Source organism: Marinobacter qingdaonensis (assembly GCF_034555935.1).
Taxonomy (GTDB): Bacteria; Pseudomonadota; Gammaproteobacteria; order Pseudomonadales; family Oleiphilaceae; genus Marinobacter; species Marinobacter qingdaonensis.
Window position 1 is genome coordinate 858,322 of sequence record NZ_JAYDCJ010000003.1, and the last position, 23,511, is coordinate 881,832.

Sequence of the window (23,511 nt, forward strand, 5' to 3'; positions counted from 1 at the left end):
TCTCCCGCCCATTCAGATTGATGGTATGACTTTATGACGGCAGAGTGGATTTCAATCGGCCTACTGGCCCTTCTTGTGCTCGTTTTTGTGCTGGATCTGGCCAGCAAGCGCAGCCGGGTTCCGCGTCCGCAACCGGTGCCCCAGCGCAAACCGGACGTGGCCAAGGGGCCGGCTCCGGCGGAACCGGAGCCACAAGAGGCGGCGCCGTCACCGGCGCTGGAGGCCGAGCCCGTCGCCGTTGAGCCGGAGCAGCCAGTTGCCGAGGCGCCGACGGCGGTCGAGCCGGCGCCAGAGCCGCAGCCGGAGCCCGAACCGGAACCCGAGTCCCAGCTCAGTGTGTTCGAACGCATCAAGCAGGGCCTGGGTAAGACCCGGGCCAGCCTGAGTGGCGGCCTGGCCGACCTGTTTTCCGTCGGCAAGAACATCGATGAGGACCTGCTCGAGGAAATCGAGACCACGCTGCTGATGGCCGATGTGGGCGTGACCGCCACGTCTGAAATCATCGATTCCCTGACCGACAAGCTGGAGCGCAATCAGCTCAAGGACGGCGAAGCCCTGCGCAAGGCCCTGCGCGAGGAGCTGCGCGGACTGCTGAAGGATGTGACCGAGCCGCTGAGCATCGATACCGGCAAGCAGCCCTACGTCATCCTCATGGTGGGTGTAAATGGGGTCGGCAAGACCACCACCATCGGCAAACTGACCAAGCAGTTCCAGAGCCAGGGTAAGTCGGTGATGCTGGCGGCCGGCGATACCTTCCGCGCCGCGGCGGTCGAGCAGCTGCAGGTCTGGGGGGAACGCAACAACGTGCCGGTGGTGGCCCAGCACACCGGTGCCGACAGCGCCTCGGTCATTTTCGACGCGATTCAGTCCGCCAAATCCCGTGAGGTGGATGTGGTCATTGCCGATACCGCCGGCCGGCTCCAGAACAAGGACAACCTGATGAACGAGCTGGAAAAGGTGGTCCGGGTGATGAAGAAGCTCGACGAGTCGGCGCCGCACGAGGTCATGCTGGTGCTGGACGCCGGCACCGGCCAGAACGCCCTGAGCCAGGCCCAGGTGTTCCAGCAGGCCGTGGGGGTCAGTGGCATCACCCTGACCAAGCTGGACGGCACCGCCAAGGGTGGCATCGTCTTCGCGATTGCGCGCCAGCTGCAACTGCCGATCCGGTACATTGGTGTCGGCGAGCAGGTCGATGACCTGCGTAGCTTCGACGCCGAAACCTTTGTCGACGCCCTGTTCGACTGAGCGCCGTCCGGCACCAGGCCCGCTGCCCATGATTGAGTTTCGTCAGGTTACCAAACGCTACGACAGCGACCACACCGCCCTGCGCCAGGTGAATTTCAGCCTGCACCGGGGCGAGCTGGCGTTTCTGACCGGCCACTCCGGTGCCGGCAAGAGTACCCTGCTCAAGCTCATCATGGTGATGGAGCGCCCCAGCGCCGGCGAGCTGATCGTCGGTGGCCAGGTGCTCAACAGTCTGCCCCGCCGCCAGATTCCCTACCTCCGTCGCCACATTGGCGTGGTCTTCCAGAACCACCAGTTGCTGTTCGATCGCACCGTGTTCGACAACGTCGCCATGCCGCTCGAGGTGATGGGGGCGTCGCCCAATGACATCGGCCGCCGGGTGCGGGCCGCGCTCGACAAGGTTGGCTTGCTCAGCAAGGAGAAAATGAACCCGATGCAGTTGTCGGGCGGTGAGCAGCAGCGGGTCGGCATTGCCCGGGCGGTGGTCAACAAGCCCCCGGTGCTGCTGGCGGATGAGCCTACCGGTAACCTGGACCCGGAGTTGTCGGCGGACATCATGGATCTGTTCGGCCAGTTCAGTCAGGTGGGGGTGACCGTGCTGATTGCGACCCACGACATTGCCCTGATCAACCAGCTCGACCGGCGCACCCTGACGCTCGACCATGGTCGACTGATTGCCGGCGGATCGCCGCTGGTAGGGGGTGTGAGTGGCCACTGACCCCCGTCGCAAGACCGAGTCCGCGCGCGGCGCCGGCACCGTGAAGGCGCCGTGGCGCCAGCAACTGGCCAGCTATGTCGATCATCACCGCAAGGTGGCCCGGGACAGCGCCCAGCGGCTGTGGCGCACCCCGGTTGCCAGTGTCATGACCTGGACCGTCATGGGCGTGGCGCTGGCGTTGCCGGTCGCGCTCTTGCTGCTGTTGACCAGCGTGCAGGGTGTGAGTGCCGGTTGGGAAAGCAGTGCCCGCCTGACTGCCTACCTCAGCCTGGACACCTCGCTGGACGCCGCCCAGGGGTTGCGGGCGGAGCTCGCCGGTGACAGCCGGGTGGCGGAGGTGGAGCTGGTCAGCCGGGATCAGGCATTGGCGGAGTTCAAGAATGCCTCCGGTCTGGCCGAGGCCCTGGACTATCTGGATGAAAACCCGCTGCCGCACACGCTGCTGATCACGCCCGAGGAGGCGGTGCGCACCCAATCGGGGGTGCAGAGCCTGTCGCAGTTCGTGGGCGGCATGGAGGACATCGACCGAGTGCAGGTGGATCTGGGCTGGCTGCAGCGGCTGAACGCCTTGACCGATCTGCTGGCGCGGGCAGTCTGGGCGTTGTCGTTGCTGTTGGCCGCCGCCGTGGTGCTGGTGATCGGCAACACCGTGCGGCTGGCGATTGAGAATCGTCGCGACGAAATTTTGGTGGCCAAGCTGGTTGGCGGCACCGACGCCTTCGTGCGCCGGCCGTTCCTGTACACGGGGGCCTGGTTCGGCCTGGGGGGTGGTATCGTGGCCTGGACCCTGCTGCAGATTTCGCTCTGGTGGCTCAGTGGGCCGATCGAGACACTGGCAGGCTTGTACCGCAGCGATTTTTCGCTGCAGGGGCTCAGCATTGATGGCGCCTTGGCGTTGATTCTTGTGGCCATGCTGCTAGGCTGGCTGGGCGCCTGGGTCGCGGTAAAGCGCCATCTGGACGACATTGAACCCGGTGAAATTGCCGGCGGATGATCCGGATTGCGGGAAAACCGTATTGAAAGGGCGACAGGCCCTGTCGTAATTTCAAGAGCGAAGAAAATCAAGGTGAATTTTCCAGGGTGTTGATTTAGAACGGTTTACTGGATGATTCGGGAATTTTTCAGGTTCTTGGCGGTCGAAGCATCAGTTGCTATATTTAATGGCTGTCAGGTTCGGAGGTTAAAGCATGGGTACGAGTTTACAGCTGGTTGACAGACTGGTTCCGGGTGGCAATCTCGAGTCGTACATTCAGGCCGCCAGCCGCATTCCGGTGCTGACCGCGGACGAAGAGCGGGAGCTGGCCGAGAAGCTGCATTACGACGGTGACGTGGAAGCGGCCCGCCAACTGGTGCTGTCCCACCTGCGCTTCGTGATTCATATCGCCCGAAGCTATTCCGGTTATGGACTGGCCCAGGCGGATCTTATCCAGGAAGGCAACGTTGGCCTGATGAAGGCGGTCAAGCGCTTCAACCCGGAATACGGGGTGCGCCTGGTCTCGTTCGCCGTGCACTGGATCAAGGCCGAGATTCACGAATTCATCCTGCGCAACTGGCGCATCGTCAAAGTGGCCACCACCAAGGCCCAGCGCAAGCTGTTCTTCAATCTGCGCAGTCAGAAGAAGCGTCTGGCGTGGCTCAATCACGACGAGCTGCAGGCGGTCGCCGCCGATCTGGGGGTCGAACCCAAGGTGGTTCGCGACATGGAAGGCCGTCTCGCGTCCCAGGACACTGCCTTCGACGGCCCGATGGACGATGACGACGACAACGCCTACCAGGCTCCGGCCTACTACCTGGAGGACCGCCGCAGCGACCCGGCGACCCAGCTGGAAAACGCGGACTGGACCGAAGATTCCAACGGCCGCTTGATGGAGGCCCTGGGCAATCTGGACGAGCGCAGTCAGGATATCCTGCGTGAGCGCTGGCTGTCGGACAGCAAGTCCACCTTGCACGAATTGGCCGACAAGTATGGCGTTTCCGCCGAACGGATTCGCCAGCTTGAGAAAAACGCCATGAAGAAGATCCGCAACCAGATGGCGGAAGTCGCCTGATCTTGAGTCGCGGTCGTTCTGCGCTAAGCTCTGAAAACGCCACCACCGTTCCGGTTGGTGGCGTTTTTGTTTGTATAATCGGTCGCTTTCACGCTACGTCGAACAACCACAGGGATTGCCGGCAATGACCACAGAACAACCGCAGATCGCCTTCCTGGGCATTGGCCTGATGGGGGCGCCCATGGCCAGCAACCTGCTGGCCGCGGGGTTTCCGCTGACCGTATGGAATCGGACCGCCAGCAAGTGTGAGCCGTTCTCCGGACAGGCCACCCTTGCCGGTTCCCCCGCCGAGGCGGTGCGTCACGCCGATGTCGTCATCACCATGCTGGAAAACGGGGACGCGGTGGAGCAGGTGCTGGTGGCCCAGGGGGTGATCGACGCGCTCAAGCCCAAGGCCCTGGTGATCGACATGAGCTCGGTGCAACCTGAGGTGGCGCGCCGCCACGCCGCCCTGGCAGCGGAGCAGGGCGCCGGTTATGTCGACGCCCCGGTGTCCGGCGGCACCCTGGGCGCGGCCGAGGCCCGCCTGAGCATCATGGCCGGCGGCGAGCCGGCCGACCTGGACCGCGCCGAGCCGGTGTTCGCTGCCCTGGGGCGCTGCACCCGCATCGGCCCGGTAGGAGCGGGGCAGCTGGCCAAGCTGGCGAACCAGGCCATCGTCGGCATCACCATCGGTGCGGTGTCCGAGGCGCTGTTGCTGGCGGCCAAGGGCGGCGCCGATCCGGCCGCCGTGCGGGAGGCGCTGCTCGGTGGTTTTGCCGGGTCCCGGATCCTGGAGCTGCACGGCCAGCGCATGCTGGACCGGGATTTCGCCCCGGGTGCACCGGCCCGCATCCAGCTCAAGGACATGCGCATGATTCTCGACGAGGCGCGTAACGAGGGGCTGACCCTGCCGCTGGCCCAGCAAGTGCACAATGAATACCTGTCCCTGGTGGCCAACGGCCACAGCGACGTCGATCACAGCGGCCTGCTGCTGGAGCTGGAGCACCTCAACGGTGCCCTGCTTGGCTCAGTCGGTCGCGGTCCGAAGGAGTAAGGTCATGCCCCGGTTCGCCGCCAACCTGTCCATGCTGTTCACCGAAGCGCCCTTCCTGGAGCGGTTTGCCCTGGCCCGGGCCGCCGGTTTTGACGGTGTGGAGTTCCTGTTCCCCTATGCCTATGCCAAGGACCAGTTGCAGCAAGCGCTGGCCCAGAACCATTTGACCCAGGTGCTGTTCAACCTGCCTCCGGGCGATTGGGATGCCGGCGAGCGCGGCATTGCCTGCCTGCCGGACCGGGTGGCCGAGTTCCGCGCTGGCGTCGACCAGGCCCTGGACTACGCCCAGGCGCTTGGCTGCCGGCAAGTGAACTGCCTGGCCGGCCTGCGCCCGGCCACCGTGACCGAGGACGAAGCCTGGCAGACACTGGTGGCCAATGTCGGCTACGCGGCCGAAAAGCTGGCCGGGCAGGGCATCACCCTGTGCCTGGAGGCGATTAACTCCCGGGTGGACATGCCCGGGTTTGCCCTAGACACCAGCGGCAAGGTGCTGGCCCTGATCGAGCAGGTGGATGCCGACAACGTGCGGCTGCAGTACGATGTCTATCACATGCAGATTATGGAGGGCGATCTGGTCCGGTCCATGGAGTGCCTGTTGCCCTGGATCGGTCATATCCAGTTCGCCGACAACCCCGGTCGCCATGAACCGGGCACCGGGGAGATTAACTTTTCGAATGTTTTCGGGGCGATAGACCGAATGGGCTACGACGGCTGGGTGAGCGCGGAATACCGGCCTTCCGGGAAGACCGCCGACAGTCTGAGCTGGCTTCCAAGGGGTGCGTGACCGTCGCCATAGGCGACACCCTCTTACAAGATCGTAACTGGCCGGTCAGATAAGTTATTCGTACCCTTAGCGCTAAACACTGTAATCCGTTATCGGGAGGAAAGCCGGTGAAAGCACTGGTAATCGAAGACGATCAGGATGTAGCGAATTATCTGGTGAAGGGACTTCGAGAGTCCGATTTCGTTGTGGATCATGCCGCCGATGGCAAGGAAGGCATGTTGATGGCGGCCGGTGAAGAATACGACATCATGATCGTGGATCGCATGCTCCCGGGCATGGATGGCCTGTCCATCATCAAAACCGTGCGGGCCACGGGCAATCAGGTGCCGGTGCTGATCCTCAGTGCCCTGGGCGACGTCGACGACCGGGTCGAAGGCCTTCGTGGCGGCGGCGATGATTACCTGACCAAGCCGTTCTCGTTCACCGAGCTGCTGGCCCGAATCGAATCCCTGGTGCGCCGGAACCGGCAGACCGCGGAGACCGAAACGGTGCTGCGGGTGGCGGATTTGGAAATGGACCTGTTAGCCCGGACCGTCAAGCGCGCCGGCCAGAACATCGACGTTCAGCCGCGGGAATTCCGACTGCTGGAATACCTGATGCGCAACGCCGGCCAGGTCGTGACCCGGACCATGTTGCTGGAGAAAGTGTGGGACTACCACTTCGATCCCCAGACCAACGTGATCGACGTGCACATCAGCCGCCTGCGGGCGAAAATCGATAAGGAATTCGAAACACCCCTGCTGCAGACCATCCGGGGTGCAGGGTACATGCTGCGTGAAACTGCTTAGTCAGCTCAGAACATCTTCTTTTCAGCTCGCCCTGCTGTACATGGTGGTGTTTGCCACCTCGGTATTTCTCTTACTGGCCTTTATCTACTGGCGTACAGCGGGCTTCATGACCGCCCAGACCGACGAGACCATCGAGGCGGAAATCGCCGGCCTGGCGGAGCAGTATCGGGGTCGTGGGGTCAACGGCCTGATCACCATCATCCGTGAGCGGGTCGCGCGCGATCCCAACGCCAAGTCCATCTACCTGCTGACAACCGACGATTTCCTCAAGCTGGCCGGCAACATCGAATCCTGGCCCAAGGGCACCCGCTCTGACAGCGGCTGGATCAACTTCACCCTGGACGAAACCGTGGGCTGGAACGGGCCCAAGCGCCTGGCCCGGGCCCGGATCTTTGAAGTCCAGGGCGGTCTGCGCCTGCTGGTGGGGCGTGACGTCGACGAGCTCACCAATCTCAAGCGGGTTATCGAAACCGCCATCAACTGGGGTATGGGGATCACCCTCGGGCTCGCGCTGTTGGGCGGGTTCCTCATGAGCCGCAGCACCACCCGACGTATTGAGGTTATCAATAACACGTCCCGGCGCATCATGAACGGGCACCTGTCCCTGCGGATCCCGACCCGGGGCACCGACGACGATTTCGACCAGTTGGCGGACAACCTGAATCAGATGCTCGACCGCATCGTGTACCTGATGGAAGGTATCCGCCATGTCTCCGACAGCATCGCCCACGACCTGAGAACCCCGCTTACCCGGCTGCGCAACCAGCTGGAGAACACCCTGATGTCGGTAGACAACGACGAGGCCCGCGAGCAGGCCGGTCGTGCCGTCGCGGAGGCGGACCAGTTGCTGGCCACCTTTAATGCCCTGTTGCGGATCGCCCGGCTGGAAACCCGGGGCAATGCCGCGGACATGAAGCCGGTGTCGCTGGGCGAGCTGGTCAGCGACGCCTGCGAACTCTACGAGGCGCTGGCCGAAGACAAAGAGCAGAGCTTCGAGCAGAATCTCGACACGGCGGTGCAGATTGAGGGGGACCGAGACTTGCTGTTCCAGATGGTCAGCAACCTGATTGATAACGCCATCAAGTACACCCCGGAGCAGGGGGTGATTGGGGTGGCCGTGCGGCGCGACGGCGTCGATGCGGTGTTCGAGGTTCGAGACAGTGGTATCGGCATACCCGACGACGAGAAAGAGCAGGTGTTCCAGCGGTTCTATCGGGTGGGCAAGAGTCGGTCCCTGCCGGGGAATGGTCTGGGGCTGAGTCTGGTGAGTGCGGTGGCCGAGATCCACCAGGGCCGCATCGTCCTCAGCGATACCTATCCGGGCGAGTCGGCGCCGGGCCTGACGGTTTCCGTGTTCATGCCGGCCTTCACCGGCGTGCAGAAGCGCATCAAGGCGACGCAGGCGGAGCTACCGTCGTCGGGCGGCGGAGACGATACCCGCAGCCCGACGGAAACCAGCGATGCCTGAGTTTACTGGCTGGCGCGGAACCGGTTTACGCGCGCCAGCACCGGGCCGACCAGGGCGTCGGCGCGGCTTTCCAGGGCGTGGCCCAGGCGCTCAAGCTGGGACCGGCGGCGGTACACCTTGGCCTGCACGCTGTCCCATTCCCCTTCCAGGTATTTTTGCTCGGCCATCAGGTAGGCCGCGATGTTGTGGCGGTTGACCTTGCCGGTAATGCCCAGCTGGTCCAGGCGGTAACCAACCGTATCGATGCCCTCGAGGGCAATGTTCAGCAGCTTCTGGGTGTTCATAAGACGGGCTCCATGGCCAAAGTCGTGAATGGAATCTGGCCAAAAAACTAGTGCGAATGCCTAGAGTGTGCAACCTAATTTCGAGTCGTTGGGCGAGTGAAAAGCCTGTCCGAAAGGTAATTTTCCGGCCACGGCCGTGTAACCCGGTCTGTGCATAATGGAAACTGTAGTTATTGAAGCAGGTTGCCACCGCGATCTGCTTCTCCCTCCAGCACAGCGCTAGCCTTAGCCCCGTTTTTGCGGGGCTTTTTTCGTTCAGGCCTGCCCGCCCTCGTACCAGATCCGTTCGATGTACCAGGTTTTTTCGGCAACCGGGGTACGCACCAGCACTTCCTCGCCGGGTTCCTTCTTCAGGCACGCCCGGGCGATGGGTGCGTCGATGGAAACACAGTCCTTGCGTTCGTAGATTTCGTCCGGCCCGACAATCCGGAAAGTCAGCTCGGTGTCGTCCTCGTCCACCAGGGTGACCCAGGCGCCGAAAAACACCCGACCCTCCTGGCTTTCGGCGTAGTCGACAATGCGCACGCTTTCCAGACGCTTGCGCAGGTAGCGGACCCGACGGTCGATTTCCCGCAGGCGCTTCTTGTTGTACTGGTAATCCGCGTTTTCCGAGCGGTCCCCGAGGCTGGCGGCCCAGGTAACCTTGCGGGTGACTTCCGGGCGCTCGGTGCGCCAGAGAAAATCCAGCTCCTGTTGCAGCTGGTCGAAACCTTCACGGGTGATCAGATTGGTTTTCATAAAATGGGAGCGTTTCCAAAGCAATGTGGCGCCATCTTGATATAGAATCCCAGAACAGGCCGAGTTCCGCCAGCGCAGACCATCCCAGACACATTGATTTACGATCTGGTTATTGACGCGACAGGAGGCAATGCTAACCTTCGGCTAAAGACAATCTGCTAAGGGCTCGCGCAGATTCGCAAACCGGCGCGCTTTTTCAGGTGTGATTACGTCAACACTCCGGGCTAGCTTACCGGGCGCATGTCAGAATCCGCCCTCAGTGGTAAGAGTTCGAAACTATGGATGGCCGGGGGTTACCCTTAGGTGTTTTTGAAATTCCTCATCGCATTGGTGCTGTGGTCAGCGATCGGATCTTCCAATGCGTCTGTGCGCTCGGAGTACGAGGTCAAGGCGGCCTTCCTGTACAACTTTACGCGCTTCATCACCTGGTCCGAGCCGGTCGCTGACGCCGAGGATCTGAAGATCTGCGTCTTCGGCCGCGATCCGTTCGGCGATGTCCTGCAGCAGCTTGATGGCCGCATGTCCCAGGGCAAGGCGCTGACCCTGGCCTATCCCCAAACCCTCATCGACGCCGAGAATTGCCAGGTGCTGTTCGTGGGCAGTGCCAAGAGCCGGGATCTGCCGTCCATCACCCGCTACGCCGAAGAGCGTCGAATGCTCACCATCAGTGAGATCCCCGAATTTGTCGACGAGGGCGGCATCATCGGTTACGTGAAGGAAGGCAACGTGATCCGGTTCGAGATCAATCTGCAGGCCGCCCAGCGCGCGGGGCTGCAGATCAACTCCCGGTTGCTGGAGCTGGCCTTGAGGGTGATCCGATGAGCAATCGCTGGCGTTGGCAATACTGGCCACTGAAAGCCAAGCTCGTCTTTTTGACCCTCTCAATCAGCACCCTGGGCATCCTGCTGGTGTGTACCAGTCTGATCGTGGTGGAAAACCGCACCTACGAGGAGCAGCTGGAATCGGAGCTGATGGTGCTGTCGGGGATCCTGGCGGAACAGTCGGCCGCGGCGCTGCTGTTCGAAGACAGTCAGCAGCTTGCCACCATCATCTCGAGCCTGCGCAAGATCGAAACCATCGAACAGGTCTGCGTGTACAACACGGCGGGCGATGTCATGGCGGAGCTGAACAGTGCCACCAGTGCCACCTGTCCCAATCTGGCAACCCCGCCTGAAGTCGGGTTTGTCGGCGATTACTACCGCCTGCTGGAGCCGGTGACCCTGGACGGCGACACCGTGGGCCAGTTGTACCTCATGTCGCGACTGGAAGTGCTGCGGGAGCACATCCGCACCTTCATTCTCATGGCCTTTACCATCGGCCTGACCATCCAGGTGGCCCTGGTCTGGGTGGCGTTCCGGCTCCAGCGCCTGGTGTCCGAGCCGATTTCCGAACTGTCGTCCGCGGCCGAACAGATTGCCGTCAACCACGACTATTCCATCCGGGTGCCGGTCTATGGCAAGGACGAACTGGGTCGACTGGGCAACGCCTTCAACGAAATGATCGGCACCATCGAGCACCAGAACCGGAAAATCCTGGCCAGTCGCGATGAGCTGGAACGCACCGTTGCGGACCGAACCTCGGAGCTGAGCCTGGCCAACCGGGAGCTGGAAGCGTTCAGCTTTTCCGTCTCCCACGACCTGCGCCAGCCCCTTCGTGCCATCGAGGGCTTTGGTCAGGCCCTGGAGGAGGATTGCCGAGGCCAGCTGAACGACACCGGGCTGGATTACCTGTCGAGAATTCGCGCCGCCACCGTCCGGATGGGTGGCCTGATTGACGGCCTGCTGGTGCTGTCCCGGGTCAGTCGTCAGGCCATGGAAATCCAGAAACACGACCTGAGCGCCATCCTTGAGGAAATTGTCGAGGAGCTCCACGCCACCAGTGACGATCGGCCCACCGAGGTGACCATCCAGCCGGGTATTGAGGTGGTCGGCGATGGCCGGATGTTGCGCATTGCTTTCCAGAATTTGCTGGCCAATGCCTGGAAGTACTCCTCCAAGGCCGACATACGCAAGATTGATGTGTCAGCCTGTGAATCCCACGGCAGTATTACCGTGGCCATTCGCGACAATGGGGTGGGCTTCGACATGAAATATGTGGATAAGTTGTTCGTCGCCTTCAATCGTCTGCACACGCCCGCGGAGTTCAGTGGTACCGGGCTGGGGCTGGCGACCGTGGACCGTGTGGTCCGCCGGCACTTCGGCGAGGTCTACGCCGAATCGTCAGTCGACAACGGAGCGTGCTTCTATGTAAAGTTCCCGGCCTCCGTGCAGAAGTAGAGGCCAGGGCTCTGGCGCGCTGCCGGCCAGTAAAATCAGGGCTATCCTGTGAAGGAAACCCCGCAATCGGGCAGTGAAAGGGAAGTGGAGCGTTTATGGGAATGGAACACTATTCGATTCTGGTGGTTGAGGATAACCCGGACGATCAGATTCTGACGATGCGTGCGCTCCGGAACGCGAGCCCCGATAGCACCATCATCCTGAAAGAGGATGGCCAGGCTGCACTGGACTTCCTGTTTGGCAATGACGCCAGCCCCCGCTCTGCGCAACTGGATTCCCTGGGTGTGATCCTCCTGGATTTCAAACTGCCGAAGGTGACCGGGCTCGAGGTCCTGCGCCGCATTCGGTCCTGCCCCGATACCGACTGGCTGCCGGTGGTGATGGTGACCTCCTCGGACGAACCCCAGGAATTGCGAGAGGCTTACCGGTTGGGGGCCAACAGCTTTGTTACCAAGCAGATTGACTATAGTAAGTTTAGCGAGCAAATGACTGTACTCGCTCAATATTGGTTGACCGTGAATAAAGTTCCCATGGTCGGGGCTTCCCGGTCATTTTGAAAAGGTAGTGCTGGTGAGTAAAACGAATGGTCGCCTTCGATTGTTAATGGTAGAGGACTCAGAAGATGATGCCTTCTTCCTGCTGCGCGCGTTGAAGAAAGGTGGCATCGAACCTCATTACCAGATGGTGGCCAGCGAGAGCGCGATGGAGTCCGCGCTCATGGAAGAGACCTGGGATATTGTCATCACCGACCACAACCTGCCGGGGTTCACCTCGTTTCGGGTCCTGGAGCTGGCCCGCAAGCTGGCACCCGACCTGCCCGTGATCATCGTGTCCGGACTGATTGGTGAAGACGTCGCGGTAAGCGCCATGAAGGCGGGCGCCCAGGATTACATCATGAAGGACAACCTGGCGCGCCTGATTCCCGCCATCCATCGGGAATTGCGGGAAGTGACCGTGCGACTGGCGAAAAAGCGGGCCGAATCCACCCTGGAGCACATGGCGTACCACGACAGCCTGACCGATCTGGTCAACCGTCGTGAATTTGAGCGCCAGCTGAGCCAGGCCCTGCACGATTCCAGAAAGTCGGTCCGGGAGTGCGTCCTGCTGTACCTGGACCTGGACCAGTTCAAGATCATCAACGACACCTGCGGCCACATAGCCGGCGACGAGCTGTTGAAGCAACTGGCCAAGCTGCTGGGCCAGAACCTGCGTTCCGACGATACCCTGGCGCGCCTGGGGGGCGACGAATTCGGCATACTGCTGCGCGGCTGCGACGCCGCCGACGCCCGCAAGGTGGCCGAGTCCCTGTGCGAGGAGGTGCGCGAGTACCGCTTTGTCTGGGAAGACCGGCCCTTCGCGGTGTCCCTGAGCATCGGCATGGTCATTGTTGGCAGCGAGTACCAGACTGCCAGCGAACTGCTCAGCCACGCCGATCTGGCCTGTTACGCCGCCAAGGACCGGGGTCGTGACAATGTGCAGGTCTATGAAACCAGCGATCGGGACATGCAGCAGCGCCAGCGCGACATGCACTGGACCAGCCGTCTCCAGGGCGCGTTGCAGACCAACGACTTTTTCCTGTGCCACCAGGAGATGGTGGCGCTGCAGGAGTCCAGCGCCGACGGTTTCCGCACTGAATTTCTGGTCCGGCTGCGGGAGGGCGACGACGTTGTTCCGCCAGGCGCCTTCATTCCGGCCGCGGAACGCTTTGGCCTCATGCCCCGGATTGATCGCAAGGTCATCGAGCTGGCGTTTGACTACCTGGATCGCAGCGGCCTTGGCCGGGAGTCCTCGGGCACCTTCTTCATCAACCTGTCCGGTGGTTCCCTGAGCGACGGCGAGCTGTTCAGTTTCATCCGGGCCAAGGTCAAGGAATTCTCGATCCTGCCTAATCGCATCTGTTTCGAAATCACCGAGACCTCCGCCATTGCCAACCTGAGCGACACCATCGGATTCGTCGAGCGGGCGCGGAACGAGGGCTTCAAATTCGCCCTCGATGATTTCGGCTCGGGCATGAGCTCGTTTTCGTACCTGAAAGCGCTGCCCATTGATTACCTGAAAGTCGACGGCGGGTTCATCCGGAATCTGCTCGAAGACCCCATCGACATGGGAATTGTCGATGCCTGCAATCGCATCGGCCATGCGGCCGGCCTGAAAACCATTGCCGAGTTTGTGGAAAACGACGAGGTCAAAGAGTGCCTCCGGAAACTCGGTTTTGACTACGCCCAAGGTTATGGCATTGCCAAACCCGTCCCTTTGAACCAATAACGCAGACCGAACAGGTGAGTGTCGTCTGCAGCGACAACCGGTGGTACCTATCCAATGCTTGAGTGCGGTGATCTGATTCTGCGATACCTGGAGCGTATGGGGGTCCGTTATGTGTTCGGCGTGCCCGGCGGAAGCATTGAGCCCCTCTACAACGCGCTGGCCCGGAGCGAGCGCCGTGGCGGAATCCGCGCGGTCCTTGCCCGCCATGAGACCGGTGCCGCCTTCATGGCTGATGGCTACGCCCGCGAAACGGGCCTGATTGGCGTCTGTTGCGCCACCGCCGGGCCGGGAGCGACCAATCTGCTCACGGGGGTCGCCAACGCCTACGCTGACAATGTGCCTATGTTGGTCATTACGGCGCAGACCTCGCTCAACCGCTTCGGCCAGGGTGCGTTCCAGGAATCATCCTGCACCGGCGTCAACACCATGGACATGTTCGCCAGCTGCACCCGCTACAACACCTTCGTCTCGCACCCTGAACAACTGGAAACCAAGCTGCTGCACGCCTTCAGCCACGCGCTCGGCCAGCAGCCCGGCCCAGTGCATCTTTCCATTCCGCTCGACGTCATGCGCCACGAGGTCGAGGACTCCTCCTACAGCCCGTTCCGAAAGCCTTTTGTGCCCAATGACGTGATACCCGACCCGGTCACGGTCCAGAGCGTGGTGGACGACCTTGCTGACATCAAGCAAGCGACTATCGTGCTGGGTGAAGACGCGGCAGACTCGGCCGATCAGTGGGTCCAGCTGGCCGAGCTCAGGGGCTGGAACCTGGTCACCACGCCCCGGGCCAAGGGACTGGTGAACAGCTTTCACCCGCAGAACCGGGGAGTGTTCGGGTTTGCCGGTCACCAATCGGCCACAGAGGCGGTAGGGCCCCAGGACGCGGAACGGGTCATCACGGTTGGTGCGGCCCTGGATGAGGTGTCCACGGCCGGCTGGAGTCCCGATGGCCTGCTGTCCGAACGCCTGATTCACCTGTCGAGGAACCCGGGGCACCTGGTTCGCGCCATCATGGCCGGTCACGCGGTGTTGGGCGATCCTCGAAGTGTCGCCGACCAACTGCTGGCCGCCGCCCGGAAAACGGGGCTCCCGGCTCCGGCTCTCAAGGCGCATGGCAGTGATGGCGTGCCGGATTTCGTCGGCGGGAACTTCCGGGAGGGGTGTTTTGCGACGTCCGGGCCGATCAAGCCCCAGGCGCTGATGACCTACCTGAGCAGGGTCTGTCCCGAACAGACGCGGGCCCTGTTTGATACCGGGAATAGCTTTTTGTGGGGCATTCACCACTGGAATGTCGGGCGACCCGAGCAGCCCCTGTGTTCGAAGAACCTGTTCAACATCGGCATCGGATTCGCCGCCATGGGCTGGGCCATCGGCGCCTCGGTGGGTATGGCCCTGGCCGACGACAGCGTGCCGGTGGTCTGCGTGACCGGCGATGGCAGCTACCTGATGTCCGGCCAGGAGTTGGCGACGGCGTCCCAGGAGAACTGCAACGTGCTCATGGTGGTGCTGAACGACTCGTCACTGGGCATGATTCGGCACGGTCAGGCGCTTGGCGGCGCCGAACAGATTGCCAACGAACTGCCCTCGATCAATTACGCGATGATGGCGGAAGCCCTGGGTGTGGAGACCTACCGGGTCAGCACCCTGGAAGAACTCCATCGGCTTGATCTGGCCTCGATATTGGCCCGCCCGGGCCCCTGCCTGCTCGATATCCTGGTGGACGGGAATGAGGTGCCGCCAATGGGCGTCCGAATGAAAGTACTCAACGAAACAAAATAAGCGGACTCAACATGACGACCGAGTATCAGTATTACTCCTACATCTGGCAGGAAGAACCCGAGCCTGCCAACCCTTTCGCGGCCCGCGCCTGTTATTGCCGTGGCTACGACGTCTACGGCGACGTCATCCCGAACGCCGGCTGGTTCGACTACCTGCTGCTGCTGTTCAAGGGCGAGCGACCTGCCAAGAGTGACACCGCCTTGCTGGAGAAGCTGGCCATGGTGCTGGCCAACGTCGGTCCGCGTGAGGCCAGTATTCGAGCCGCCATGAACGGCGGTGTTGCCGGGACCAACCACAGCTCGGCACTGATGGCCGCGCTGGCGGTGGGCGGCGGCCAGTACGGCGGGTCCCAGGAGCTTTCCATCTGCATCAAGCTCTGGGGCGAGTGCCGGTTTGATCTGGAGAGCTGGCGCAACCGGTTGCTGAATCCCGATGACGACGAGCGCGCGGATATCTGGTTGCCGATGGAGCACGCTCCCGGCTTTGATCCAAACGGCGACGTAACCCCGACTCCGATCCTGCAGTCCCTCGATTTGCTTTCGGCCTTGGCGCCCGCTGACGGGGCGCTGGCCTGGCTCAAGCAGAACCGGGAGGCCCTGGAGCAGCATGTGGGCTACCCGCTGGCGATGAGTGGGCTGGCGGCAGCGGCCATGGTTGACCTGGGCCTGAACGAAGACCAGGGCAACATGCTGTACTTGTTCCTGAGACTCCCGGGCGCGGCCGTGCACGCACTGGAGCAGAAGCAGATGGGTTGGAAGAAGTTTCCTTTTTACGGCCCGGCCATTGAACTCGACGAGAGCGCAACTGACAGCGGCAACGGCCAGGAGGCAACCAACCAATGAGCCACAAGCGACTGCTGGAAACCGAGAAACACTGGCTCACCCGTAAGGGCAAAGCCTACCTGACCGACCGGGTGGTCGTGCACGGCAAAGACCTGCACCACGAGCTTGGAGACTACGACTGGATCCACCTGTACCTCTACGTGATCCTGGGGCGTGACCCGGGGGTCAACGTGGCCAAGCTGCTTAATTCGTTCTGGGTGTCCACCAGCTATCCGGACGCCTCGATCTGGCCGAACCACGTCACGGCCCTGGCCGGCACGGTGCGCTCCACCGCGTCGCTGTCACTGATGGCGGGTATGAGTGTCTCCGAGGCCTCCATCTACGGTCGTCGGCCGGAAGTCCGGGCCCTGGATTTCTTCAGGCGCGCGGCCAAGCACTGCGACGCGGGTGGCGATCTGGTGGAATTCATCGACGCGGAGAAGGCGGCCGGGCGCACCTTGTACGGCTATGGCCGCCCCCTGGCGCCAACCGACGAGCGCATTCCCTATACCCTGGCCAAGGCCAAGGAGTTTGGCCTGGACGGCGGCCGCCATCTGAAAATGGCGTTGGACATGCACGCCTACCTGAACGAGAAGTACGGCTATTCGATGAACGTGGCTGCAGTGCATGCCGCGCTGGTGGCCGACATCGGGCTGAGCTGTCAGGATTACCAGACGTTCCTGACCCCGGTGTTCGTCACCGGCATGGCGCCCTGTTACCAGGATGCCCGGGACCGGCCCGTGGGCAGCTTTTTCCCGGTGCGCTGCACCAACATCGTCTACGATGGGCCGGCTAGGCGTAAGTGGGGCGACTAAAACTGGTACTGGGCTTCCAGGTACGCTGAACGCCCCGGCATCGGGAAATCGCCGGGGATTTCCGGCCTTGGGTCGGAGTAGGGGCTGGGGCTGCGAACGTCCGCATTGAAGGCGTTTCGGACCGATAGGGCGATATCGAAACCACGCCATAGGCCAACGGTGCGGGCGGTGACATCCACCGTGGTGTAATCGTCCACCGGCTCCCGAGTGTCGTTCGGGCTTCGTTTTTGCTCGCCGACCCAGTTCACCTGGGTGTTCAGCGCCCACTGGCTGGCGACCTGCCACTCAACCCGGGCGTACGCCTGGTGATTGGGGGCATCACCCACCGACTCGTCGCTTTCCTCATCCGTCGCCCGCTGGTAGGCGTAGTTGGCGGTCAGGTTCAGGTTGTCCAGGGCCTGATAGCTGGCTTCCAGTTCGCCACCATGACCTTTTCGCTTGCCGGAGTTCTGGTATTGACTGGCATTGGAGCCGGCCACGGGCTCTGCGTTAATCAGGTCGTCAATTTCGTAGTAGAAGATGTTCACGCCGTAGAACAGCCGCGTGCTGGCCTGGTAACCGAGGGCCAGTTCGATGGTGTCGATGGTTTCCGGGTCCAGGTCGTCGTTACCCGCCAGTACCGGGTTGTTGGCGGCGTACTGCTCGTTCAGGGACGGTGCGCGGAAGGCGCGGCCATAGAGCAGCTTGGTGGTCAGGTTGTCGGTGGTGGCCCACACCAGCGCCGCCCGGGGGTTTACGGTCTCGCCAAAATCGGCGTAGTAGTCGTAGCGCAGCCCGCTCACCAATTGCCAGTTCTGGGCAAACTGCCATTCATCCTGGACAAAGGCGTAATAGTTCTTCCGATCTTCCTCGGGCATCCAGACCTGGTCCGGGTCGTCAGAGACATCGACCACCTGCCCCTTGGGGCTGAAGTCGGTGTTGAAGTTCTTGCTCTCGGATACCTCGTAGAGGTCGGCCCAGAAGGCGCCGATGCCGAAATTGACGCGGTGGCTGTCGAAATTGCTGTAGATGGCACTCAGGTCCACTCGGGCCTGGCGTTCCTTGTAACCCGGGCTGCCCAGAAAGCCGTCCGGGAAGGCGCCGCCAAAGGCCCCCGGCGGGTAGAGGAAGATGTCGTTCTCGGGTTCCTGGGTGATGTTGAAAAAGCTGATGCGCGATTCAACGTCCAGCCCGTCCGCCAGTTCCAGCCAGCGGTAGCTGTAATCCACATTGATGCGCTGGGACTTGTAGCGGCCCTCGGGGTCCAGGGCCTGGGCGAGGCCCGGCCCGGTTCCCAGGTTTCGCCGGTCCTGAATGCCGGCCCTCAGATCCCAGTTCGAGCCATTCACTTCCAGCCGGGCGTCGAAACTGTCCGCAGAAGTGTTCACCGGCCCCGGTGCCAGTGACGCCGAGGTGTTGAAGGTTTCGTCGAAGTTGGTCTGGGCGTCGCGGTCGACGGTTTCGCGCCAGCCGTCGGTGGTCTGGTGTTCCAGCACCAGGCTGATGTCGGTGCTGTTGAGGGTGGTGGCGGCTTCAACCCAGGCCGCCTTGGTGTCAAAGCTGCCCACCCGTGCGCCGGTCACCACGCCATCAATGTCCTGGGCGTTTTTGGTGATGATATTGATCACCCCGGCGTAGGCGTCGGCTCCGTACAGGGCCGACCCCGGTCCGCGAATCACCTCGATGCGCTGAATCGCTTTCACCGGCATGCCGCCCCAGGTGTTGCCCCGGTTACCGAACATGGCTGTCGTGGCTGGTACGCCGTTGATCAGCAGCAGCGCCTGGGGATTCGAGGTGGAGGTAATGCCGCGGAAGATGTACTTGGGGGCAAAGGCCTGGTCGGAGCGATTGACGTGCAGGCCGGGTACCGTTTCCAGCACCTCGTCCAGGTCAGTGGCGCCGATGGCTGCGATGTCCTCGGCGCTGATTACAGACGTTACCGCGGCGGCCTTGTCGAGGGGCGTGGCGGTGCCGGAAGCAATTGAGACCACCCGAATCTGGCCCAGTTCCTCCAGCGAGATGTCCCAGAGCGTATCGTCGGCGCTATTGGCCAGGGCCGGCGTAAGCCAGCAGAGGGCTGAGATCCCGAGCCAGTGCCTTGCTCTCATAAGGGCATTCAATGGGCCGTGTTGAAGGGGCATGGAGGGGCCTCTCAGCGATACTGCTCTGTTCTGTTGAGTCGGTGGTGCTGTTTTAGTTTTTCTCAGGCAACCGGTGCGCGAAACAATCGAGCGTTTGGCTATATTCGGCTGCTGGTTAGAGACTAACTTTCTAAACGGGAGTTTAGACTTATTTAATGTGTAAGCAAACCAAAGAGGCCGATTAGGCCAGATTCTGGCCCGGGAATTCTTATTCAGATGTTTCAACTGGTTAGGCCTTAGTGAAAAGCGTCACAGATTTGACGAGCGGAGGCGAAACCCGACTCGATTGGCGATAGACTGATCAAAATTTGTCACATTGTGGTCATGGAGCAGGGGCAGCGGGCAGCCGCGTTTGGTGATGGGTATGGAATCAGGCATTCGGAAAATCGGCTGTTTTTATGCAGTCTCTTGCGGCGTCCTGCTGGCGGTGGCCATGGGTGTCAGTGCCGAGGACCAGCGCCCGGTCGAGGGCAGCGCCTTCGAGTACCAGGAGCGCTCCACCATCGACAACATCCCGCTGAGCTCCATCGAGGAAGACGCCCTGGCCAACACCGTTATCGAGGGTGGCCTGGCGGCGCCGGCGGCCGGTGTGCCGGTCAAGCCGGCCACCAACGACGACTTCTACCTGGACCCCCTGGCCCTGGAGCCCCGCGACCGCCGGATCGACCTGGGGCGCTCCGAAATCCAGGTGGAGTTCCAGTTCAGCAATCCCAAGTCCATTCCGGGGCAGGTCCACAGCAACAACTACATGATCCGTCCGCCGGAAAACCGCACCTACGACACCCTGAACATCAACATGAACGAGCGTTGACCTCCGGTCGGTGTTTTCAGGCCGCGGCCGGATCGGTCACCGTCGCCGAATCAAGCACTTCCTCGTAGAAAAACGCCAGGGCCTGGGTGGCCTGGTTCAGGCGTGCCCGGGACACATGAATCCGGTCCCGAAGGTAAGACAGAAACATCTGGCGGTCTTCGCTTTCCAGCATCTCCACTTCCTTCAGGTCGTGGAACAGCACAAAGCGGGAAATCCAGTGCAGGTAGGTCTGCTCGGCGCGCTGGTTCAGGTGTTGGTTGCGAAGGGCGTTTTTTACTCGGCCAATCAGGCCAGGCTGGGCTTGTTCCAGTGCCTCGATAATATCCATGGTAATTCTTCCGGGGTAAGTTCTTTTTATTATGGTGCGCGCATCTTATGACAATCATTTGAAGGTCGCAAAAGATTCGGCGGGAAGATTGATCCCGGTCACGCTGACCGGGATCGAACAGCCGGGTGGGCTTACTTCAGGCTATTGAGCTTGTCGATGTACTGTTGCATGGCCTCATCGCTGGACATGCCCTTCAGGTTGTCCCAGGCGTCGAACTTGGCGCGGCCGACAAAATCCATCATGCCCGGGCGCTTGCCGGACACATCGCCCTCGGTGGCCTGCTTGTACAGGGCGTAGAACTCCAGCTTCATCTCGTTGGACGGCTGGAAGTCACCTTCGGCGGTCTGGATGTAGTTAACCGCTTCATCGAATTGGGTTTTCAGGTCACTCATCGGTGGGCTCCTTGTTGGTATGGGTTGGTCCAAAGCTGTTGGGGCCGAGTATAGCCAGCGCCGGAGCGGGCGTCATTGGCCAAACGTTCCTTTCCTCCGACGAATGGGGTATTGTCCTCGTCCAAAAATTTCGTTAGGCGGAGATAAGCCCATGGCAAATGCCAACAAGTTGTCTGGAATCGTTAATAAAATCAATAAACTGCCAGATTTTGCCCGGTCCCGGGCACTGACCCTGTTCTTTGGCAAAGTGGTGCCATTCACCGGCACCGCCGGCATTCGCATCGAGTCGCTCACCCACGACGGCTGCGTGATCAGCATCGCCAACAAGCGTCGGGTCCAGAACCACATCGGCGGCGTCCACGCTGTGGCGTCCCTCCTGCTGGCGGAATCCGCCACCGGCTTTCTGGTGGGCCTGAACGTACCAGACGACAAGGTGCCGGTGATCAAGACCGCCCACGCCGAGTACACCCGCCGCGCCAAGGGCGACATGACCGTCGAGGCCCGTCTGAGCGAAGAACAGCGTGAGCGCATGCGCACCGAGGACAAGGGCGATGTCTCTGTGCCGGTAATCATCCGCGACAGCGAGAACAAAGAGCCGATCGAGATCGAGATGATCTGGGCCTGGACGCCGAAGCGTTAACCTCAACCCAATTGACTGTCAGTGCTATCAGTATTGAATGGGTCACGATTGTTAATGTGAATTTTGACTAAAGCAGCCCTCAGTGTAGAGGGCTACCTTCTCCTCAAAGCTGACAATTTCTGCACCGGGCTAGCAAGCGTCCGGCAGTCCCGCCCCAAGGCGCTGTCTTCCTTGACTGATTTTTGATCGCTTACTACTTTGATCTTTACAAAAATAGGAGCGCTGAAATGGAATTCAAAGACAAAGTAATGGCCTTGGTCGAAAAGATCGAAAAAATGGGTGGTAATCTGGAGACAGAGGAAGCAACGAAGAATGCCCTCGTCATGCCGTTCATTCACTCTGTACTGGGCTACGACATTTTTAACCCAAGTGAAGTGGTCCCGGAATTCACTGCCGACACCCGGACAAAAAAAGGTGAAAAGGTAGACTATGCCATTTCCCACGACGGCACCATCCAGATCTTAATCGAGGCCAAGAAGCGGGGCGAACAGCTCACTATCAAACACGCCTCCCAGTTGTTCCGCTACTTTTCCTGCACCGATGCCCGAATCGCTGTACTCACTAACGGCACTGTCTACCAGTTCTTCAGCGATTTGGACGACGCCAACAAGATGGACGAACGTCCGTTTCTCGAATTAGACCTGGAAAATTTAGATGACGGCGCGATACCTGAATTGCAAAAGCTCTCGAAGGAACAGTTCGATTTAGACGACGTCCTTAGTTCTGCTGGAGAAATGAAGTTCTCCAACCAGATCAAAAAAATTATCCAGCAGCAGTTTCGCGAACCAGACGATGAATTGATCAAATTACTAGTAAGCCAAGTCTATGAGGGCAAGCTGACTCAAGCTGTAAAGAGCGACTTCAAGCCGATCGTGAAAAAGGCTTTGAAGCAGTTCTTAAATGACCAGATTAATAGTCGTCTCCAAAGCGCCATGAACGGTTACCAAGAGCCAGAATCCGTCACCGACGATGACCGGTCGGAGGATGAAGGAAACGGCATCTACACAACTGAAGAAGAAATCGAAGGCTACAATTTAGTCAAAGCCATGGTTCGCAAAATCCTCGATCCCGAGCGAGTGATTATGCGTGATACCAAAAGCTATTGTGGAATATTGATCGATGATAACAATCGAAAGCCTCTGTGCCGGCTTCACTTCAATCGATCGCAAAAATACCTCGGTGTATTCGATAACGAGAAGAACGAGACCCGTCACCCGATCGGTACGATAAATGACATTTTTGCCTTTGAAGAGCACCTGATGGCTACTGCATCGGCGTACGGTTATTAGTGGTTGAGGGGGGGTCACGTATCGCTGGGAGCTTTGGATTCACTCGGGTCGCAAAGCGAACATTCAGATTTGGCCGGAACGGAGCGTCGATTTGTAATTTGAGCAGCTACTCATCGCTAGGAAGGAAAACGCTGTAGACGATAAGCTGGGCGTCACTAGCGCCGGATTTGGCAATCTCGGTCAAAGGGCTTGTAGCTTTACGAGCATACACGGGGGCTTGGGCTCGCAATCGTTCTTGACATATTCGAATGCTACGGAGGAAACCCTCGATTCACGACCGTCAAGGAATGCGGTTCATCGGCGAAGATCAATATTCTATCGACGACATTGGCGACCCATGATTAACCGGGCCGCCTCAGTCCCTTGCAGTAACTATGATAGATGAATTGGTCAGTTATTTATCAATTTTCGCTAAAATTTCGCTGATGTTGCAGCATCTGCTCCATCATCAGCTGCATTTGATCCATTCGCTCCTGCATCATTTGCAGTTTCTGGTCGATGCTCGGACCAGCACCTTTGCTTGATTCTTGGCCATTCATCATGTGCTGTCCGCCCATCATACCGTGACGCCCCTGCATCTTGCCGGGCCCCATCATTCCATGGTGCATCAGATCCATTTGCTCTTGCATCGCTTTCCAGTGTTCATGCATCAGCTGCTGTCGCTCTTCTGGCGAAGTCTGATTAGGCATGCGCTGCATCAAATCATTCATTCGGGACCAGTTTTGGTGCATCTGTTGCATTTGCTCCTGATCCATCATCATCCCAGGACCATGTCCTTGCCAAGAACCTTGATCACCATGCGCTTGGACAAATAATGGCACAATCAACAACACAGCGGATGCCGCAATTCCTTTAGATGAAATCAT

General features: G+C 60.5%; 24 protein-coding genes. 18 read left to right on the forward strand and 6 right to left on the reverse strand.

The window, feature by feature from the left end; all coding sequences use genetic code 11:
- The first annotated feature begins 33 nt into the window (after positions 1–33).
- The 8 genes from ftsY (at position 34) to U5822_RS07110 (ending at position 8,087) form a co-directional block, all read left to right on the forward strand.
- A complete protein-coding gene (ftsY, locus tag U5822_RS07075; RefSeq protein ID WP_322854928.1) occupies positions 34–1,245 on the forward strand; it encodes a signal recognition particle-docking protein FtsY in 1,212 nt (403 codons plus the stop codon).
- A 28-nt stretch (positions 1,246–1,273) separates the two neighbouring features.
- Entirely contained in the window at positions 1,274–1,963 is a 690-nt protein-coding gene (ftsE, locus tag U5822_RS07080; protein WP_322854929.1) for a cell division ATP-binding protein FtsE, read from the forward strand.
- Positions 1,953–2,957: a permease-like cell division protein FtsX gene (gene ftsX, locus U5822_RS07085; protein ID WP_322854930.1), complete on the forward strand. Its 1,005-nt coding sequence runs from the start codon at positions 1,953–1,955 to the stop codon at positions 2,955–2,957. The genes ftsE and ftsX overlap by 11 nt, the downstream gene beginning before the upstream one ends.
- A 193-nt stretch (positions 2,958–3,150) precedes the next feature.
- Positions 3,151–4,011: an RNA polymerase sigma factor RpoH gene (gene rpoH, locus U5822_RS07090; RefSeq protein ID WP_322854931.1), complete on the forward strand. Its 861-nt coding sequence runs from the start codon at positions 3,151–3,153 to the stop codon at positions 4,009–4,011.
- A gap of 124 nt (positions 4,012–4,135) precedes the next feature.
- Complete coding sequence (locus U5822_RS07095) at positions 4,136–5,047, forward strand: NAD(P)-dependent oxidoreductase (RefSeq protein WP_322854932.1); 912 nt, start codon at positions 4,136–4,138, stop codon at positions 5,045–5,047.
- A gap of 4 nt (positions 5,048–5,051) precedes the next feature.
- The gene (gene hyi / locus U5822_RS07100; RefSeq protein WP_322854933.1) at positions 5,052–5,831 is read left to right on the forward strand and encodes a hydroxypyruvate isomerase; all 780 of its coding nucleotides are present in this window, start codon (positions 5,052–5,054) and stop codon (positions 5,829–5,831) included.
- Between the two features lie 107 nt (positions 5,832–5,938).
- Positions 5,939–6,619, forward strand: a complete 681-nt coding sequence (locus tag U5822_RS07105) for a response regulator transcription factor (protein WP_322854934.1) — start codon at positions 5,939–5,941, stop codon at positions 6,617–6,619.
- Positions 6,606–8,087, forward strand: a complete 1,482-nt coding sequence (locus U5822_RS07110; protein WP_322854935.1) for a sensor histidine kinase — start codon at positions 6,606–6,608, stop codon at positions 8,085–8,087. The genes U5822_RS07105 and U5822_RS07110 overlap by 14 nt, the downstream gene beginning before the upstream one ends.
- 2 nt (positions 8,088–8,089) lie before the next feature.
- On the opposite strand, the gene U5822_RS07115 is transcribed toward U5822_RS07110, so the two are convergent.
- A complete protein-coding gene (locus tag U5822_RS07115) occupies positions 8,090–8,371 on the reverse strand; it encodes a hypothetical protein (protein WP_322854936.1) in 282 nt (93 codons plus the stop codon).
- Positions 8,372–8,626: 255 nt separating this feature from the next.
- Positions 8,627–9,109, reverse strand: coding sequence for a transcription elongation factor GreB (greB, locus tag U5822_RS07120; protein ID WP_322854937.1), 483 nt, complete (start codon positions 9,107–9,109; stop codon positions 8,627–8,629).
- Positions 9,110–9,412: 303 nt separating this feature from the next.
- Between greB and U5822_RS07125 the strand changes: the two genes are divergently transcribed.
- The 7 genes from U5822_RS07125 (at position 9,413) to U5822_RS07155 (ending at position 17,065) form a co-directional block, all read left to right on the forward strand.
- Complete coding sequence (locus U5822_RS07125; RefSeq protein ID WP_322854938.1) at positions 9,413–9,931, forward strand: YfiR family protein; 519 nt, start codon at positions 9,413–9,415, stop codon at positions 9,929–9,931.
- Positions 9,928–11,385: an ATP-binding protein gene (locus tag U5822_RS07130; protein WP_322854939.1), complete on the forward strand. Its 1,458-nt coding sequence runs from the start codon at positions 9,928–9,930 to the stop codon at positions 11,383–11,385. The genes U5822_RS07125 and U5822_RS07130 overlap by 4 nt, the downstream gene beginning before the upstream one ends.
- 101 nt (positions 11,386–11,486) lie before the next feature.
- A complete protein-coding gene (locus tag U5822_RS07135) occupies positions 11,487–11,942 on the forward strand; it encodes a response regulator (protein ID WP_322854940.1) in 456 nt (151 codons plus the stop codon).
- Between the two features lie 46 nt (positions 11,943–11,988).
- On the forward strand, positions 11,989–13,650 hold the full coding sequence (locus U5822_RS07140; protein ID WP_322854941.1) for a two-component system response regulator: 1,662 nt from the start codon (positions 11,989–11,991) through the stop codon (positions 13,648–13,650).
- A gap of 54 nt (positions 13,651–13,704) precedes the next feature.
- On the forward strand, positions 13,705–15,429 hold the full coding sequence (locus U5822_RS07145) for a thiamine pyrophosphate-binding protein (protein ID WP_322854942.1): 1,725 nt from the start codon (positions 13,705–13,707) through the stop codon (positions 15,427–15,429).
- An 11-nt stretch (positions 15,430–15,440) separates the two neighbouring features.
- A complete protein-coding gene (locus U5822_RS07150; RefSeq protein WP_322854943.1) occupies positions 15,441–16,271 on the forward strand; it encodes a citryl-CoA lyase in 831 nt (276 codons plus the stop codon).
- Positions 16,268–17,065 (forward strand): citrate synthase family protein, encoded by a 798-nt coding sequence (locus U5822_RS07155; protein WP_322854944.1) that lies wholly within the window; start codon positions 16,268–16,270, stop codon positions 17,063–17,065. The genes U5822_RS07150 and U5822_RS07155 overlap by 4 nt, the downstream gene beginning before the upstream one ends.
- Here U5822_RS07155 and U5822_RS07160 read toward each other — a convergent pair.
- A complete protein-coding gene (locus U5822_RS07160; protein WP_322854945.1) occupies positions 17,062–19,152 on the reverse strand; it encodes a TonB-dependent receptor plug domain-containing protein in 2,091 nt (696 codons plus the stop codon). The genes U5822_RS07155 and U5822_RS07160 overlap by 4 nt on opposite strands.
- 397 nt (positions 19,153–19,549) lie before the next feature.
- On the opposite strand from U5822_RS07160, the gene U5822_RS07165 reads away from it, so the two are divergent.
- The gene (locus tag U5822_RS07165; RefSeq protein WP_322854946.1) at positions 19,550–19,996 is read left to right on the forward strand and encodes a hypothetical protein; all 447 of its coding nucleotides are present in this window, start codon (positions 19,550–19,552) and stop codon (positions 19,994–19,996) included.
- 16 nt (positions 19,997–20,012) lie between these two features.
- On the opposite strand, the gene U5822_RS07170 is transcribed toward U5822_RS07165, so the two are convergent.
- Together U5822_RS07170 and U5822_RS07175 are read right to left on the reverse strand one after the other, a co-directional pair.
- Positions 20,013–20,324 carry a site-specific integrase gene (locus U5822_RS07170; protein ID WP_322854947.1) on the reverse strand — a complete coding sequence of 104 codons (312 nt, stop codon included), beginning with the start codon at positions 20,322–20,324 and terminating at the stop codon, positions 20,013–20,015.
- A gap of 131 nt (positions 20,325–20,455) precedes the next feature.
- Positions 20,456–20,716: an acyl-CoA-binding protein gene (locus U5822_RS07175; protein ID WP_322854948.1), complete on the reverse strand. Its 261-nt coding sequence runs from the start codon at positions 20,714–20,716 to the stop codon at positions 20,456–20,458.
- 151 nt (positions 20,717–20,867) lie between these two features.
- Here U5822_RS07175 and U5822_RS07180 point away from each other — a divergent pair, with 151 nt between their 5' ends.
- Both U5822_RS07180 and U5822_RS07185 read left to right on the forward strand, forming a co-directional pair.
- The gene (locus U5822_RS07180) at positions 20,868–21,356 is read left to right on the forward strand and encodes a DUF4442 domain-containing protein (RefSeq protein WP_322854949.1); all 489 of its coding nucleotides are present in this window, start codon (positions 20,868–20,870) and stop codon (positions 21,354–21,356) included.
- Between the two features lie 227 nt (positions 21,357–21,583).
- Complete coding sequence (locus U5822_RS07185; RefSeq protein ID WP_322854950.1) at positions 21,584–22,645, forward strand: type I restriction endonuclease; 1,062 nt, start codon at positions 21,584–21,586, stop codon at positions 22,643–22,645.
- Between the two features lie 401 nt (positions 22,646–23,046).
- Here U5822_RS07185 and U5822_RS07190 read toward each other — a convergent pair whose 3' ends face one another.
- Positions 23,047–23,511, reverse strand: coding sequence for a hypothetical protein (locus U5822_RS07190; protein WP_322854951.1), 465 nt, complete (start codon positions 23,509–23,511; stop codon positions 23,047–23,049).

What these genes read in the sequence shown, in the direction of transcription:
- ftsY (WP_322854928.1), top strand. Translation starts at nt 34, where the DNA reads ATGACGGCAGAGTGGATTTCAATCGGCCTACTGGCCCTTCTTGTGCTC.
- ftsE (WP_322854929.1), top strand. Translation starts at nt 1,274, where the DNA reads ATGATTGAGTTTCGTCAGGTTACCAAACGCTACGACAGCGACCACACC.
- rpoH (WP_322854931.1), top strand. Translation starts at nt 3,151, where the DNA reads ATGGGTACGAGTTTACAGCTGGTTGACAGACTGGTTCCGGGTGGCAAT.
- U5822_RS07095 (WP_322854932.1), top strand. Translation starts at nt 4,136, where the DNA reads ATGACCACAGAACAACCGCAGATCGCCTTCCTGGGCATTGGCCTGATG.
- hyi (WP_322854933.1), top strand. Translation starts at nt 5,052, where the DNA reads ATGCCCCGGTTCGCCGCCAACCTGTCCATGCTGTTCACCGAAGCGCCC.
- U5822_RS07115 (WP_322854936.1), bottom strand. Translation starts at nt 8,371, where the DNA reads ATGAACACCCAGAAGCTGCTGAACATTGCCCTCGAGGGCATCGATACG.
- greB (WP_322854937.1), bottom strand. Translation starts at nt 9,109, where the DNA reads ATGAAAACCAATCTGATCACCCGTGAAGGTTTCGACCAGCTGCAACAG.
- U5822_RS07130 (WP_322854939.1), top strand. Translation starts at nt 9,928, where the DNA reads ATGAGCAATCGCTGGCGTTGGCAATACTGGCCACTGAAAGCCAAGCTC.
- U5822_RS07135 (WP_322854940.1), top strand. Translation starts at nt 11,487, where the DNA reads ATGGAACACTATTCGATTCTGGTGGTTGAGGATAACCCGGACGATCAG.
- U5822_RS07140 (WP_322854941.1), top strand. Translation starts at nt 11,989, where the DNA reads ATGGTAGAGGACTCAGAAGATGATGCCTTCTTCCTGCTGCGCGCGTTG.
- U5822_RS07145 (WP_322854942.1), top strand. Translation starts at nt 13,705, where the DNA reads ATGCTTGAGTGCGGTGATCTGATTCTGCGATACCTGGAGCGTATGGGG.
- U5822_RS07150 (WP_322854943.1), top strand. Translation starts at nt 15,441, where the DNA reads ATGACGACCGAGTATCAGTATTACTCCTACATCTGGCAGGAAGAACCC.
- U5822_RS07155 (WP_322854944.1), top strand. Translation starts at nt 16,268, where the DNA reads ATGAGCCACAAGCGACTGCTGGAAACCGAGAAACACTGGCTCACCCGT.
- U5822_RS07160 (WP_322854945.1), bottom strand. Translation starts at nt 19,152, where the DNA reads ATGAGAGCAAGGCACTGGCTCGGGATCTCAGCCCTCTGCTGGCTTACG.
- U5822_RS07165 (WP_322854946.1), top strand. Translation starts at nt 19,550, where the DNA reads ATGGAATCAGGCATTCGGAAAATCGGCTGTTTTTATGCAGTCTCTTGC.
- U5822_RS07170 (WP_322854947.1), bottom strand. Translation starts at nt 20,324, where the DNA reads ATGGATATTATCGAGGCACTGGAACAAGCCCAGCCTGGCCTGATTGGC.
- U5822_RS07175 (WP_322854948.1), bottom strand. Translation starts at nt 20,716, where the DNA reads ATGAGTGACCTGAAAACCCAATTCGATGAAGCGGTTAACTACATCCAG.
- U5822_RS07180 (WP_322854949.1), top strand. Translation starts at nt 20,868, where the DNA reads ATGGCAAATGCCAACAAGTTGTCTGGAATCGTTAATAAAATCAATAAA.
- U5822_RS07185 (WP_322854950.1), top strand. Translation starts at nt 21,584, where the DNA reads ATGGAATTCAAAGACAAAGTAATGGCCTTGGTCGAAAAGATCGAAAAA.
- U5822_RS07190 (WP_322854951.1), bottom strand. Translation starts at nt 23,511, where the DNA reads ATGATTTCATCTAAAGGAATTGCGGCATCCGCTGTGTTGTTGATTGTG.